Below are 13,138 nucleotides of genomic sequence, written 5' to 3' on the forward strand. Positions count from 1 at the left end.
CCCGGCATTCGTGCCGCGCTTTCTACTGCAATCGTTACCGCTATCATTACCGCGAACATTACCGCAATAGGCAAGGCGATCCTGCCGGCGCACCCGCAAGGGCCGCCGGCTTTTTTGCGCCTACCTGAACACGCCCTGGCGCACCCACTTGGTGGCGACCCACTTCTCGCCGCGCAATACCGGTGCGCCGCCATGCAGGCTCGCCTCGTCGAGCTGGCCGTCGTCGTTCGCGTATTCGAAATACACGGCCGAGCCCTTGCGAGGCACGATGGAGAGCCCCAGCTTCGGGAAGATCGTGTCGCCCGCTTCCTCCACGTCGTTCAGGTAGACGATCAGCGTGGCCACGCGCTGCCCGCCGCGCTTGAGCGTGGCCGCAAAACCCGGGTTGGCGGGATCGAAATAATCATGGTGGGGCTTGTACTCCGCGCCCACGCCGTAGTGCAGCACGTGCAGCGCCTCGCCATGCGCCACCGGCTGGTTCATGATCTCGCCGATACGCCGGTTCAGGCGCTTGAGCAGCGGGTCTTCCGGCGCGTCCAGGAAGGCGCCCTGGCTGGTGCGATGGTCCTTCACCTGGTTTTCGCCGGTCATCGGGCTCAGCGTGGCCGACGGCTCGAGCCGCGCGCGGGCCAGCGCCACCACGCCGTCGCATTCTTCCGCCGAGAACACGTCGTCCAGCACGGCGATCACGGGCTGCTCGACGCGCATCACGACGCGCACAGTGCGGTCGCTGGTGACGATCGCATTGGCACGGTGCCGTATCGTGGGCGTGCCGTAGCGGTATGGCCCCGCGACCGCCGGGCCGGCTGCCGGTTGCGCCCGCTGCAGCTGGCGCTCGCGCACGGCCCGTTCCGCATACGCCGCGTCGTAGCGCGCGGCGACCATGGCGGCCACGATGTCCTGCGTGCGGCAACCCTTGTCCAGGCTGGCGTCCAGCCAGCGCTCCCATTCCTGCGTCATGCGCGTGTACGTGTTCATGGCCATGCAGTATACCGAAATGCCTATCGTTTCGTCACCGGGACGGTGGTGTCGCCGGGCGGGGCGCGGGCACGGGGGAGGACGCCGGAATGTCGATGACCAGCACGTCCGGCACGCGCCGGCGCTCCTGCTGTTGCAAGGCCTGAGTGGCCATGGCCCGGCGCGGCGGCTCGGGGCGGGGTGGTTTCGGAAGCATCGTTGTCCGGGCGAGAATTTTGTGGTGCAAATGCGGCCCATTGCACATTTTGCAAGCCCGGTGTGCTAATGTGCGCGAGGGGATGCGTGGGCATGCTTATAATTCTTGAGATAAAGCTAACTTGCCTGGCGCGGTATATGAGACCAAACAAATACGGTCCGATCATCAAGGGTGCGTCAATCGCGGCAGCATGCCTGGTCCTGGCTTCGGGGAGTGCAAGGGCCGCGCCGCAACAGGACGACATCGCCGAACTGTCGCTCGAGCAGTTGAGCGACATCGTCATCACGTCCGTCTCCAGGCAGGAAGAGCGCCTCGGCAACGCCGCCGCCTCGATCTACATCATCACCGGTATCGACATCCGCCGCAGCGGCGCGCGCACCCTGCCCGAGGCGCTGCGGCTGGCGCCGAACCTGCAGGTGGCACGGGTGGACGCGCGCAACTACGCGATCACGGCGCGCGGCTTCAACGGCGTGCAGTCGAACAAGCTGCTGGTGCTGGTCGACGGCCGCAATGTCTACACGCCCCTGTATTCGGGTGTGGCGTGGGATGCGCTGGACGTGCTGCTCGAAGACGTGGAGCGCATCGAGGTGATCAGCGGACCGGGCGCCACCATCTGGGGCACCAACGCCGTCAACGGCGTGATCAACGTGATCACCCGTTCGGCCAAGGATACCCAGGGTGGCCTGCTGGCGGGGTCGGCCGGCAAGGACGACCGCGACGCCAGTGCGCGCTACGGCGGCGCGCTGCCGAACGGCGGCCATTACCGCGCCTATGCGCGCGTGATGGAGGCGGACGACGCGGCCGGCGGATCGAGCCAGGTCGCCACCGGCTATACGCGCCGCCAGGCGGGATTTCGCGCCGACTGGGACCGCCCGCGCGGCGGCTTCATGCTGACCGGCGACGTGTACGACGGCGACCTGGCGCAGCGCAGCGCCGGTTCCACGCAGATCTCGGGCGCCAACCTGGTGGCGCGCTTCACGCGCCTGCTGCCGGACGATTCCCAGCTGCGCCTTCAACTGGTGCTCGATCACACGGAGCGCAACCAGCCGAACGTGATGTACGAGCGGCTCGACACGGTGGACCTGGAAGCGCAGCACAGCGTGCGCTTCGGCTTTCACGGCGTGACCTGGGGCGCCACGTACCGCCAGTCGCGCGACCGTATCGCCAATGGCCGCAACCAGGCTTACCTGCCGAACGACCTGACCATGCGCTGGGGCAGCCTGTTCGCGCAGGACGAGGTGACGCTGGCCGACGACGTGCGGCTGATCGCCGGCGCGAGGGTCGAGCACAACCATTACACTGGCACGGAATTCCTGCCCAGCCTGCGCCTCGCGTGGACGCCGGGCAGCCACCTGCTGTGGGGCAGCCTGGCGCGCACGGTGCGCGCACCGTCGCGCGTGGACCGCGATTACTACACGCCGCTGCGCATCGTGACGGTGGGCGGCGTGCCGCGTTACCGCTTCGGCGGCGGGCCGCAGTTCGAATCGGAAGTGGCGAAGGTGGCGGAGCTGGGATACCGCTTCACGCCGTCGCCGAGCTGGTCGTATTCCGTGACGGCGTTCTTCGCCCGCTACGACCGCTTGCGCACGCAGGAACCGAATCCCAACGGGCCGGCGTACAGCGGGCTGACCGAATTTCGCAATATGGGCTACGGCAACACGCGCGGCCTGGAGATGTGGGCACGCTGGCAACCGACGGACACCTGGCGCCTGAGTGGCGGACTGGTGGTGCAGGACGTGGAGACGGCGTTGCGGCCCGGCAGCCGCGACCCGAGCGGCGCGGCCGGCCTGGCGACGGCGGACCCGCGGCATTACTGGCAGCTGCGCTCCTCGCACGACCTGCCCGGCAATATGCAGCTGGACTGGACGCTGCGCAAGGTGGGCGCGCTGGAGCGCCCGGCCGTGCCGTCCTACCACGAGCTCGACGTGCAATGGCTGTGGAAGGCCACGCGCAACCTGGACGTGGCGCTGGTGGGCCAGAACCTGCTTCACAAGTCCCACCCCGAGTTCGGAGCGGCGCCGAACCGGAGCGTGTTCGAACGTACCGCCGTGCTCAGGCTCACTTACCGTTTCTGACATGACGCCTTTCGCGATCGACCCTTGCCGCCCGGCGGCGCGCACCTGCCGGCCCGCCTGGCCGGGCTGGCTGGCGGCCTTGCTGGCGCTGGCCCTGCTGTGCGTGGCGCTCAGCTGCGCGGCCGTGGGCCAGCCGGCGGCGCCGCTGGCGCCGAACCTGGAGCGCAGCGTGAAGGCGGCCTATCTGTTCAAGTTCCTCGGCTACGTGGAATTCCTGGCAAAGGAGAGCACGGAAGCGGGCAGCCCGCTGGTCGTGGGCGTGCTGGGCGCCGACGACGTGGCCGCCGAACTGGCGCGCATCACGGCCGGGCGCACGGTCAACGGCCGGCCGGTGGCCGTGCGCAGCCTGCGCGAGGGCGAGCCGATGGCCGGGGTGCAGATGCTGTATGCCGGCACGGCCAACGACTTGCCGAAGGTATTGCGCAGCGCCGCGCAGAACGGCGCGCTCGGCGTGGCCGACGACGAGAACGGGCTGCAGCAGGGTGCCGTCATCAATTTCCGCATCGTGGAAGACCGCGTGCGCTTCGAGGTATCGCTGCCTGCCGCCGAACGCAGCAACCTGAAACTGAGTTCGCGCCTGCTGTCGGTGGCCTGGCACGTGCAGAAGGGGAACTAGTGCTGTCCCGCCTCCGTTCCGACAGCGTGCGCGCCAAGCTGGTGGCGATGGCCCTCGCGACCACCTTCGCCGCGCTCGTCACCACCTCTGTCAGCATGCTGGTGTACGACCTGACCACCTTCCAGCAGAACTGGGTGGACGACCTGACCACCCAGGCGGAGATCGTGGCCACCGTGTCCGCTCCGGCCGTGGGCTTCAACGATCACGCAGCGGCGCGCCAGAACCTCGCGCTGCTGCGCGTGCGGCCGCAGATCCAGCAGGGCGCGATCTACGACGCCGGCGGCGCCGTCTTCGCCAACTACGCGCAGGCCGGCGCCGATGTGCCGCCGCTGCCGGCGCGGCCGGGCAGGCCCGGCCATGCGATCGAAGGCGGCCGCATGGTGGTCTACCACCCCATCGTGGAGAACGGCGAGCGGGTCGGCACCGTCTACCTGAGCGCGCGCTACCGCCTGCTGGATCGCCTGGCCAGCTACGCGACCATCCTGGGCGTGGTGACGCTGGCCAGCCTGCTGCTGGCCGCGCTGGTGGCCAACCGGCTGCAGCAGGCGATCACGCGCCCGCTGCGGGCGATCACGGACGTGGCGCGCGCCGTCGTGCAGCGCCGCGACTTTTCGCTGCGGGTGAAATACGAAGACGATGCCAGGAGCGGCGGCAACGGCGGTCCAGGGCAGCGCGCGCACGGCGGCGAGATCGGCACGCTGGTCGACGCGTTCAACGACATGCTGGCCGAGATCGGCCGGCGCGCCAGCGCGCTGCAGGAGGCGAACCTGACGCTGGAGCGCGAGATGGCCGTGCGCCAGGGAGCCGAAAGGGCGCTGCTGCTGGCCGACCGCCGCAAGGACGAATTCCTGGCCACGCTGGCGCACGAGCTGCGCAATCCGCTCGCGCCGATCCGCACGGGGCTCGACATCATGCGCCTGAACGGCGGCGACCCCGGTGCCAGCCTGCGCGCCCGCGGCGTGATGGAGCGCCAGCTCAAGCAGATGGTGCGCCTGGTCGACGACCTGCTGGACGTTTCGCGCATCAACACGGGCAAGCTCACGATCCGGCGCGAAAGCCTGGAACTGCAGGCGGTGGTCGCCAACGCGCTGGAGATCGCCCGCCCGTACATCGACGCGCAAGGCCATGAGCTGACGGTGGAGCTGCCGGCCCCGCCCGTGCACGTGCTGGGCGACGCGACGCGGCTGGCGCAGGTGCTGTCGAACCTGCTGAACAATGCGGCGCGCTATACGCCGCACGGCGGGCATATCGGGCTATGGGCGGGCGTGGGGGACGACGGCCGCCTGCGCATCCGCGTGACGGACGACGGCATCGGCATCTCGCCCGCGATGCTGGGCGAGATCTTCGAGATGTTCGTGCAGGCGGACGCCTCGCTGGAGCGCACCACCCAGGGCCTCGGCGTGGGGCTGTCGCTGGCGCGCCGGCTGGTCGAGCTGCACGAGGGCACGCTGGAGGCGGCCAGCGACGGGCCGGGCAAGGGCAGCACGTTCACCGTCACGCTGCCGGTGCTGTCCCAGGTGCCGAACGCCGCGCCGCGCGCTTCGCTGGGCCACGGCGGCGACCGCGTGTACCGCATCCTGCTGGTGGACGACAACGAGGATTTCGTCAACGCCATCGGCGGCCTGCTGCGCACCATGGGGCACACGGTGCATGTGTGCCACGACGGGCCGCAGGGCCTGGCCGACGCGGAAGGCTTCGCGCCCGATTTCGCCTTCCTCGACATCGGCTTGCCGGGCCTGAACGGCTACGACCTGGCCCGGGCCCTGCGCGCCATCCCGTCTCTGGCGCGCACCGTGCTCGTGGCGGTCACGGGCTGGGGCCAGCAGAAGGACCGCGATCTCGCTTTCGAGGCGGGGTTCGAGGCGCACCTGGTGAAGCCGGTCAGCGTGGAGCAGATCCTGGCGATCCTGGCCGGGCACCGCGAGGGCGTGGCAGTGGCGGACCGAGGGTAACGGCCCGCGGCGCTGGAACATTGGTGTCGGCGGCAGGAGAGAACCTGTGTCACACACCTTTTCCCGCCTGCGGGAAAAGGTGTGTGACACAGGTTTTCGGCTGCCAGCGGCCGGCCATCGAAGCGCCGGGACTTCCGGCGGCTCAGCCACCATACCTCTCGGTCCTCACCGCCCTAGGCGCAACTCCGGCAGCCACCAGCAACTGCGCCGCCGCCTCCACGAACCCGTTCGCCCCGCATACATAGCACACGGCCGGCACCCGCCCCAGCCGGCCCAGCACCGCGTCCACCATCGCCCGGTCGACCCGGCGCGCATGGTCGGCCCGCGCGGCACTCTCGCGCGTGACGGTGGTGACATACCCGAAGCCCGCGTGCGCATCGGCGATGGCGCGCAACTCGTCGCGATACGCCAGGCCGTCCCAGCTGCGCGCCGAGTGCAGCAGCAGCATCGGCGCCGGCCCGCCGCACTCGCGCCAGGCGCGCGCGATCGAAACGAGGGGCACCACGCCGGAGCCGCCGCCCACGAGCAGCACCGGTCCCGGCTGGGCGGCGTGCCACACGAAATGGCCGCCGAGCGGCCCGCGCACCTCGATCGTGTCGCCCGGCCGCGCGACGTCGTGGAAGTAGCCGGAGACTTCGCCGTCGTCCAGCAGCTCGATCGCCAGTTCCAGCTCGGTGGCGCCCGGCGCGGAGGCGATCGAATAGCTGCGGCGGGCCTGGTAGCCGTCGGGCGCGGTCAGCCGCACGTCCACGTGCTGGCCGGCCGCGTGGGGCGCCAGCGGCGAGCGCAGGTAATAGCTGCGCATGCGCGCGGTACGTTGCTCGATGCGGGTAATGACGGCCTGTCGCCAGGCCTGGGCGCTGTCGTTCATTCGTCCGGGCTCACTCGTCATCGAGATAGCGTTGTTCGCGCCACGGGTCGCCGCGCATGTGGTAGCCGCGCAATTCCCAGAAGCCCGCCTCGTCGCGCTCGGTGAATTTCAGGCCCTTCACCCACTTGGCGCTCTTCCAGAAGTACAGATGCGGCACCAGCAGCCGCGCCGGGCCGCCGTGTTCGGCCGCCAGCGGCGCGCCGGCGAAGTGCGTGGCCACCATGGCCTGGCCGTTCACGAGGTCGGCGACCGGCACGTTGGTGTCGTAATCGTCGTAGGACTGCGCCAGCACGAAGCCCGTGGGCGCGGCGATGCCCGCCGCGGCCAGCAGGTCGTCGAAGGTGACGCCTTCCCACACGGTGTCGAACTTGCTCCAGGTGGTGACGCAATGGATGTCGCCGCGCCAGGTGGTGCGGGGCAGGGCCAGGAACTCTTCCCACGTCCAGCTGGCAAGCGGGCGCGCGCCGTGGCGCAGCGTGAAGCGCCACGCCGCCAGGTTGACCACCGGGGCGGGGCCGAGCGACAGCACCGGAAAGTCATCGGTCTCGTGCTGGCCGGGCGGCAGGCGCCGCGCCGCGTCGGCGCCGGGGCGGCGGCCCGTAAATCCTCGTGTGCTCATCGTCGTGCTCCTGTGTGAAGCGGAGAGTTTATCCAATCCGCGCGCCGGCTGGGCTTTGCCGGGCCCTGCCATTTGGAAGATACCCATGCGTGCAGGATAGCGACATTCCCGCAACAACATGCCGCGCGACACGAGATTACCAATAGTGATAAGCTTGCAATAATATTAACTGTGCAATATTATTGAGGAGTATTGCCATGAGTGGAGACATCGAGCGCCTGTCGGCGGTGCCGACGGAAGCGGTTCAGCAATCGGCGCAGGATACGGTGCGGGATGCCCTGCGGGAGGCATCGCCGGAGGCAACCGAGGACGCGGCACGGGACGCGGTGCCGCCGCCGGTCTCGGCGCCGATCCGGGCACACATCACGCCCGACCCCGACGTGCCGCAGCCGGAGCAGGACCCGCCGACGCTGCCGCCGCCTTCCGAAAAGCCGCCGACCGAGGTGCCGCCAGTGGAAGAGCCGACGGCACCGCCACCACCCATCCGCATGGATTGATGGCGCGGCCGGGCGGCGTGGAGCGCGGTGGGGAGTGTTGCGGGCGTTACGGATTTTCCTTTGGCGGTTCGGGCGTACGTTGCGGGATCTGGCGGATTTGTTCTTCCGTTTCCTGTTCGCCCGGCGATTTTTCGCCGCTGCCGATGTCTGGCTCGTTGATCATGTGGCGGCCTTTTTCGGAGTCGTCCGTCGAGTGGGCCCGGTAGTGTTGCGACGATTGCGTCGTGGATTGGAAGCCGGTTTGCATTGCGGTCATTGCCTTCTCCTGCGAGTGGAAGATGACCAATGCTAGCAAGACTGGCAATGTTGCGGCGCAGTATTGACGCGGATGTCACAGCTGTTGCTTGTCGGATACAAGTTGGGACTATTTATACTGGCTGTCACGAGCGCGTCACTGAAGTGTTTCTATAATTGAGCGGTAAGTTCACGATTCATCTGGAGACTGTCATGGGTAACTCTTTGCACAACAAAATCTATCTCGGCCGCCGCAACAGCCCGTTGCGCGTGCTCGTGGCCGGCGTCGTCGCCGGATTGGGCGTGTTCCTGCTGGCTTTCAAGGCTTTCCGCTAAGCCTTGCTTGCCGGGGCCGCCCGCCCCGCGTACCATGACGGCCGCAATCGCCCTCATGGAACAGGTTAATGAAAGACGAAAAACTCACCACCGACGAATACAATGCGCTGGACGAAGTGCGCCGTGGCATCCAGGGCAGGCCGAGCGCCTGCGTGGCCCGCAACACGAAGCGCTTGTCCGGCCTGAAGCTGCTGTCGTTTGCGCGCAACGGCCACCTGTCGCTGACGGACAAGGGCAAGGAAAAACTGTTCCTGCGCCGCTGCATCCTCGGCCTGCGTGCCCTGGCAGGCGACCCGGCCGCCAAGGTGGACGACGACGTGATTGCCTTCCTGGGCAAGAAATCCCATATCGTCGCGGCCGACGGCGGCTTTGCCGTCACCGACAAGGGGCGCGAAACGCTGGCCGATATCGAGGCGCAGGGATTGTAGGACTCTATGGCTGAGCCTGTCCGGCTCGGTCATCATCCTCATATTTGATCTTGAATCAAAAGTAATTCGCAAGGATAGGGCTTAATCCGCAACAATACGCGCGGCATACTTCTCTCCATCGAGCACATCCATGGAGATCAGTCATGCGCCAATTCATCGATACCACGTCCACGACTCCGATCGGCATTCCCGCCAGCGGCGACCCGCTGTTCCAACCCTGCCGCCTCGGCAGCATCGAACTTCCCAATCGCATCGTCATGCCGCCGATGACCCGCTCGCGCGCCAGCCAGCCGGGCGACGTGCCAAACGCGCTGATGGCCGAGTATTACGCACAGCGCGCCAGCGCCGGCCTGATCGTCAGTGAAGGCACGTGGATTTCCCCGCTCGGCAAGGGCTATGCGTGGACGCCCGGCATCCATACGCCGGCGCAGGTCGAAGGCTGGCGCACCGTGACGAACGCCGTGCACGCGGCCGGCGGCACGATGTTCGCGCAGCTGTGGCACGTCGGCCGGCTGAGTCACACGAGCCTGCTGAACGGGCAGGCGCCCGTGTCGTCGTCGGCGCTGCAAGCCGAGGGTGTCAATGTCTTCGTCGATACGGACGGCAAGCCCGGCTTCGTGCAGGCGTCGATGCCTCGCGCGCTGTCGATCGACGAGATCCACGCGATCGTGGACGATTACCGGCAGGCCGCCCGCAATGCGATGGAGGCGGGCTTCGACGGCGTGGAACTGCATGCCGCCAACGGCTACCTCGTCAACCAGTTCATCGATTCGAATGCCAACACCCGCACGGACGAATATGGCGGCTCCCTGGAGAACCGCCTGCGTTTCCTCGGCGAGGTCGCCCGCGCGCTGGTCGAGGGGACGGGCGACAAGGCCCGCGTCGGCATCCGCCTGGCGCCGCTGACCACGCTGAACGGCTGCGTGGACGCCGACCCGGAGACGACGTACGTCGCCGCCGCACGGCTCCTTGGGGAGATCGGCGTGGGCTACATCCACATCGCGGAGGCGGACTGGGACGACGCGCCCGTGATGCCGGCCGACTTCAAGTGCCGCTTGCGGGCAGCGTTCCCGGGCTTGCTGATCTATGCCGGCAAATACACGGCCGAACGCGCCCGTGAAGCGCTGCGCGAAGGATGGGCCGACATGATCGCCTTCGGCCGGCCATTCGTCGCCAATCCGGATTTGCCGGAGCGGCTGCGCGCCGGTGCACCGCTGGCCGAGCATGATCGCGATACGCTGTTCGGGGGCGGGGCGCGCGGGTTGACGGATTACCCGGTGCTCACCGCTGGCGACAGGCAGTCTTCAGCCGCAAGCCATCCTTGAGGGCGAAGTACTCGGTGCATTGTCGACCCCGGTCAGTGAAGGTGTTGACTCCGAATGAGGAGATGTAGTCCGCCTCGCCGAAGCTCACCTCGCCGTCACGGTTGAGATCCATCGCGGCGTACGCGAGGGGAGATCGATATACCATCCAGCCAAACAGGAGCCAGTAGCCGGTGAGCACCAGGACGGCCAATAAGGTGGCCTTCTTCAGCCGGCCCTCCGGCATGCGGAGGGCGATACGCAGGTCAGCCATCATTTGCCGGCCGGCTTGAACCCGTCCGCACTGATATCGAGCTCGGTCACCTCGCCATACTTGGCCGCCACCTTGCGGATATCGTCCGCCTTCCCGACCAGCACCATCTGCAGGTTATTGCGCGGGAAATGCTTGTCCACCAGCTGCTTGGCCTTCACGGGCGTGAGGCCATCGACGTCGCGCATGAAGTTGTCGATCTGCGCGCGGTCCACGCCCAGCGCGTACATGTCGCCCAAGAGGCTTGCCAGCTGTTCGCTCGTCTCGAAGCGCGGCGGGAACTGGCCCTTCACATAGGCCTTGGCCGAATCGAGGGTGGCCTTGTCGATGCCTCCGCCGTTACCCGTTCCCCACAGGCGGTTGTAGGTCTTCAGCGCCAGGTCCAGGGCGGCTTCGGTCTTGGCCGACGCCGTGAAGCTCGACATGCTGAACAGGCCCGATTGCGCCAGCGGCGCGAACGCGCTGTTGGCGCCGTAGGTGAGGCCGGAGTTCACGCGCAGCTCGTCGTTCAGCCACGACGTGAAGCGCCCGCCCAGCACCGTGTTCAGCACCTGCAGGGGCACGTAGTCGGCATCGTTGCGGGCGATGCCGGGGCCGCCGATGACGAAGGTGGTCTCGATCGCGTCGGGCTTGTTGACGAGCCACACGCGCGGCTTGTCGGCCAGCGGCTTGCCGTAGTCGGCGCGCTGCGGCGGAGGGCCATCGGCCTTCCACTGGCCGAACAGCGTCTCGATCTGCTTGCGCATGGCCGCGGGGTCGAAGTCGCCGACCACGATCACGGCCGCGTTATCGGGCCGGAAGTAACGCTGGTGGAAGCCCTGCACGTCGCCGCGCTTCAGCGCGGACAGGCTGTTCACCGTGCCGCCGGGCGGGCTGGCATATGGCGCGTCGCCATACAGCATGCTGCGGTAGTAGGTGCCGGCAACCTGGCGCGGGCTTTCCTTGGCCTGTTTCAGGCCGCTGACCTTGCGGGTCTTCAGCTTGTCCAGCTCCGTTGCTTCGAAGCTCGGTTGCTGCACGATCTCGGCGAACAGCGGCAGCAGGGCGGCCGCGTCGTTTTTCGCGAAGTTCGCCTGCACGGTCGTCTGCTCGGTCGCGCTGCCGCCTGCAAGCTGCGCACCACGGAAGTCGAACGCCTCGTCGATGGCGCTCTTGCTGTGCTTTTCGCTGCCCAGCAGGATTGCGTCGCCCGTCAGGTTCGCCAGGCCGGCCTGGGGCCCGTCGTTGACGGCGCCGGCCTTGACGACGGCGCGCACGGCGATCAGCGGCACTTCGTGGCGCTCCATCAGCATCACTGTCAGGCCGTTGGGAAGCCTGGTCGTTTCGAACTGCGGCACCTTGAATTCGGCGGCGCAGGCAACGCCGGTTGCGCCGAGCAGCGCCGTGGTGAACACCAGTTTCTTCATCATTCCTCCTTGGCGGCCAGCATGCCGACGGTGCGCTGCGATTTCTTCAGGTAGCGGGCGGCCACGGCCTGGATGTCGGCCGCGGTGAGCTTTTCATACTCGGCCGGCGCGGCGAACAGCTTGCGCCAGTCGCCGAAGAACGTTTCGTAGTTGCCCAATTGCTGGGCCTTGCCGTTGATGGTTTCCTGCGCGCGGTACAGGTTGACGAGCTTCTTGTTCTTCACCGCCTGCAGTTCCTGCTCGCTGATACCGTTCTTCACCACGTTGTCGATCTCGTCGAGCAGCGCCTTTTCCACCTTCGCGCCGTCGACGCCGCTGGCCGCCACCGCGAACACATAGAGCAGGCCGGGATCGAAGCCGTCGGTGGCATCGGCGCCGACCGACGTGGCCAGCTGCTTTTCCACCAGGGCCTTGTACAGGCGCGAGGTCTTGCCCTCGGTGAGCACGCTTTGCAGCACGTTCAACGCGTAGTAATCGGGGCTGTCCGCGCGCGGCACCTTGTAGGCGACCATCAGGTTGGCGGAGGTGGCGGACGGCTTGGCCACGAACAGCCGCCGCTCGCCTTTCTGTTCCGGTTCCACCGTCTTCACCGCCGGCGGCACGGCGCGTTTCGGGATCGCGCCGAAGTACTTCGTGGCCAGCGTCTTCACCTGGTCGGCCTTCACGTCGCCGACGATCACGGAGACGGCGTTGTTCGGCGCATAGTAGGTGCGGAAGTAGTTCACCAGGTCCTGCTGGGTCCACGCCTTGATGTCGGATTCGAAGCCGATCACGGGCCAGGAGTAGGGATGGGCGGAAAACGCCACGCTGTTCAGGTCTTCCATCAGCATGCGCACGTTCGAGTTTTCCAGGCCCGTGCTGCGCTCGGAGAGCACCACGCCGCGCTCGCTCTCGACCATTTTCGGATCGATCGTCAGGTGCGCGATGCGGTCGCTTTCAAGCTTGAAGATGGTTTCCAGCGAGGTGGCCGGGAACCAGTCCTGGTACACCGTCACGTCGCTGCTCGTGTAGGCGTTGTTGCTGCCCCCGGCCGCTTCCATCGTGCGGTCGAACATCTTCGGCCCGTAGTGCTTCGAGCCGTTGAACATCATGTGCTCGAAGAAGTGCGACAGGCCCGTGGTGCCGGGCGCCTCGTTGCGCGATCCCACCTTCCAGAACGTGTACATGTTCGCGTTCGGGATCGTGCTGCTTTCCAGGACGATGAACTTCATGCCGTTGGCCAGCGTGAAGGTCTTGACCTGGTCGGCCGTGAATGCGGCGTGGGCGGAACTTGCGAGGACATAGCCGGCGATGGCGGCGGCGAACTTCCACTTCATGGTGGCCTCTTGATAAACATTGACGATGCGCAAGCATAAGCC

General features: G+C 67.3%; 14 protein-coding genes. 7 read left to right on the forward strand and 7 right to left on the reverse strand.

Annotated elements, in window-relative coordinates; translation table 11 throughout:
* Positions 1–120 precede the first annotated feature (120 nt).
* On the reverse strand, positions 121–984 hold the full coding sequence (locus V6Z91_RS17640; RefSeq protein ID WP_338759057.1) for a 2OG-Fe(II) oxygenase: 864 nt from the start codon (positions 982–984) through the stop codon (positions 121–123).
* Positions 985–1,311: 327 nt separating this feature from the next.
* Here V6Z91_RS17640 and V6Z91_RS17645 point away from each other — a divergent pair, with 327 nt between their 5' ends.
* From V6Z91_RS17645 to V6Z91_RS17655, 3 genes are read left to right on the forward strand one after another with little or no spacing between them, the layout of a single operon-like run.
* Entirely contained in the window at positions 1,312–3,249 is a 1,938-nt protein-coding gene (locus V6Z91_RS17645; RefSeq protein ID WP_338759059.1) for a TonB-dependent receptor, read from the forward strand.
* A gap of 1 nt (position 3,250) precedes the next feature.
* A complete protein-coding gene (locus V6Z91_RS17650) occupies positions 3,251–3,865 on the forward strand; it encodes a YfiR family protein (protein WP_338759061.1) in 615 nt (204 codons plus the stop codon).
* Entirely contained in the window at positions 3,865–5,817 is a 1,953-nt protein-coding gene (locus tag V6Z91_RS17655; protein ID WP_338759063.1) for an ATP-binding protein, read from the forward strand. Before V6Z91_RS17650 ends, V6Z91_RS17655 begins: the two co-directional genes overlap by 1 nt.
* Positions 5,818–5,959: 142 nt before the next feature.
* On the opposite strand, the gene V6Z91_RS17660 is transcribed toward V6Z91_RS17655, so the two are convergent.
* Both V6Z91_RS17660 and V6Z91_RS17665 read right to left on the reverse strand, forming a co-directional pair.
* Positions 5,960–6,688: an FAD-binding oxidoreductase gene (locus V6Z91_RS17660; protein WP_338759065.1), complete on the reverse strand. Its 729-nt coding sequence runs from the start codon at positions 6,686–6,688 to the stop codon at positions 5,960–5,962.
* A gap of 10 nt (positions 6,689–6,698) precedes the next feature.
* A complete protein-coding gene (locus V6Z91_RS17665) occupies positions 6,699–7,307 on the reverse strand; it encodes a sulfite oxidase-like oxidoreductase (RefSeq protein ID WP_338759067.1) in 609 nt (202 codons plus the stop codon).
* 197 nt (positions 7,308–7,504) lie between these two features.
* Between V6Z91_RS17665 and V6Z91_RS17670 the strand changes: the two genes are divergently transcribed.
* Positions 7,505–7,804 carry a hypothetical protein gene (locus V6Z91_RS17670; RefSeq protein WP_338759068.1) on the forward strand — a complete coding sequence of 100 codons (300 nt, stop codon included), beginning with the start codon at positions 7,505–7,507 and terminating at the stop codon, positions 7,802–7,804.
* A 46-nt stretch (positions 7,805–7,850) separates the two neighbouring features.
* Here the strand turns inward: V6Z91_RS17670 and V6Z91_RS17675 are convergent, their stop codons facing one another.
* On the reverse strand, positions 7,851–8,060 hold the full coding sequence (locus V6Z91_RS17675) for a hypothetical protein (protein WP_338759070.1): 210 nt from the start codon (positions 8,058–8,060) through the stop codon (positions 7,851–7,853).
* Positions 8,061–8,251: 191 nt separating this feature from the next.
* Here V6Z91_RS17675 and V6Z91_RS17680 point away from each other — a divergent pair, with 191 nt between their 5' ends.
* From V6Z91_RS17680 to V6Z91_RS17690, 3 genes are all read left to right on the forward strand, one after another.
* The gene (locus V6Z91_RS17680) at positions 8,252–8,374 is read left to right on the forward strand and encodes a hypothetical protein (protein WP_338759072.1); all 123 of its coding nucleotides are present in this window, start codon (positions 8,252–8,254) and stop codon (positions 8,372–8,374) included.
* Between the two features lie 68 nt (positions 8,375–8,442).
* Complete coding sequence (locus V6Z91_RS17685) at positions 8,443–8,802, forward strand: hypothetical protein (protein ID WP_338759074.1); 360 nt, start codon at positions 8,443–8,445, stop codon at positions 8,800–8,802.
* A 143-nt stretch (positions 8,803–8,945) separates the two neighbouring features.
* Positions 8,946–10,127, forward strand: coding sequence for an alkene reductase (locus tag V6Z91_RS17690; RefSeq protein WP_338759076.1), 1,182 nt, complete (start codon positions 8,946–8,948; stop codon positions 10,125–10,127).
* Here the strand turns inward: V6Z91_RS17690 and V6Z91_RS17695 are convergent.
* The 3 genes from V6Z91_RS17695 to V6Z91_RS17705 are packed head-to-tail and all read right to left on the reverse strand — an operon-like array spanning position 10,084 to position 13,096.
* Positions 10,084–10,380 carry a hypothetical protein gene (locus tag V6Z91_RS17695; protein WP_338759078.1) on the reverse strand — a complete coding sequence of 99 codons (297 nt, stop codon included), beginning with the start codon at positions 10,378–10,380 and terminating at the stop codon, positions 10,084–10,086. The genes V6Z91_RS17690 and V6Z91_RS17695 overlap by 44 nt on opposite strands.
* A complete protein-coding gene (locus V6Z91_RS17700; protein ID WP_338759079.1) occupies positions 10,377–11,783 on the reverse strand; it encodes a pitrilysin family protein in 1,407 nt (468 codons plus the stop codon). Before V6Z91_RS17700 ends, V6Z91_RS17695 begins: the two co-directional genes overlap by 4 nt.
* Complete coding sequence (locus V6Z91_RS17705; protein WP_338759080.1) at positions 11,780–13,096, reverse strand: pitrilysin family protein; 1,317 nt, start codon at positions 13,094–13,096, stop codon at positions 11,780–11,782. The genes V6Z91_RS17700 and V6Z91_RS17705 overlap by 4 nt, the downstream gene beginning before the upstream one ends.
* Positions 13,097–13,138 lie beyond the last annotated feature (42 nt).

Source organism: Massilia sp. METH4 (assembly GCF_037094685.1).
Classification (GTDB): Bacteria; Pseudomonadota; Gammaproteobacteria; order Burkholderiales; family Burkholderiaceae_D; genus Rugamonas.

Coding starts and splice junctions, on each gene's coding strand:
- V6Z91_RS17640 (WP_338759057.1), bottom strand. CDS start 984: ATGGCCATGAACACGTACACGCGCATGACGCAGGAATGGGAGCGCTGG.
- V6Z91_RS17645 (WP_338759059.1), top strand. CDS start 1,312: ATGAGACCAAACAAATACGGTCCGATCATCAAGGGTGCGTCAATCGCG.
- V6Z91_RS17650 (WP_338759061.1), top strand. CDS start 3,251: ATGACGCCTTTCGCGATCGACCCTTGCCGCCCGGCGGCGCGCACCTGC.
- V6Z91_RS17660 (WP_338759065.1), bottom strand. CDS start 6,688: ATGAACGACAGCGCCCAGGCCTGGCGACAGGCCGTCATTACCCGCATC.
- V6Z91_RS17665 (WP_338759067.1), bottom strand. CDS start 7,307: ATGAGCACACGAGGATTTACGGGCCGCCGCCCCGGCGCCGACGCGGCG.
- V6Z91_RS17670 (WP_338759068.1), top strand. CDS start 7,505: ATGAGTGGAGACATCGAGCGCCTGTCGGCGGTGCCGACGGAAGCGGTT.
- V6Z91_RS17675 (WP_338759070.1), bottom strand. CDS start 8,060: ATGACCGCAATGCAAACCGGCTTCCAATCCACGACGCAATCGTCGCAA.
- V6Z91_RS17680 (WP_338759072.1), top strand. CDS start 8,252: ATGGGTAACTCTTTGCACAACAAAATCTATCTCGGCCGCCGCAACAGC.
- V6Z91_RS17685 (WP_338759074.1), top strand. CDS start 8,443: ATGAAAGACGAAAAACTCACCACCGACGAATACAATGCGCTGGACGAA.
- V6Z91_RS17690 (WP_338759076.1), top strand. CDS start 8,946: ATGCGCCAATTCATCGATACCACGTCCACGACTCCGATCGGCATTCCC.
- V6Z91_RS17695 (WP_338759078.1), bottom strand. CDS start 10,380: ATGATGGCTGACCTGCGTATCGCCCTCCGCATGCCGGAGGGCCGGCTG.
- V6Z91_RS17700 (WP_338759079.1), bottom strand. CDS start 11,783: ATGATGAAGAAACTGGTGTTCACCACGGCGCTGCTCGGCGCAACCGGC.
- V6Z91_RS17705 (WP_338759080.1), bottom strand. CDS start 13,096: ATGAAGTGGAAGTTCGCCGCCGCCATCGCCGGCTATGTCCTCGCAAGT.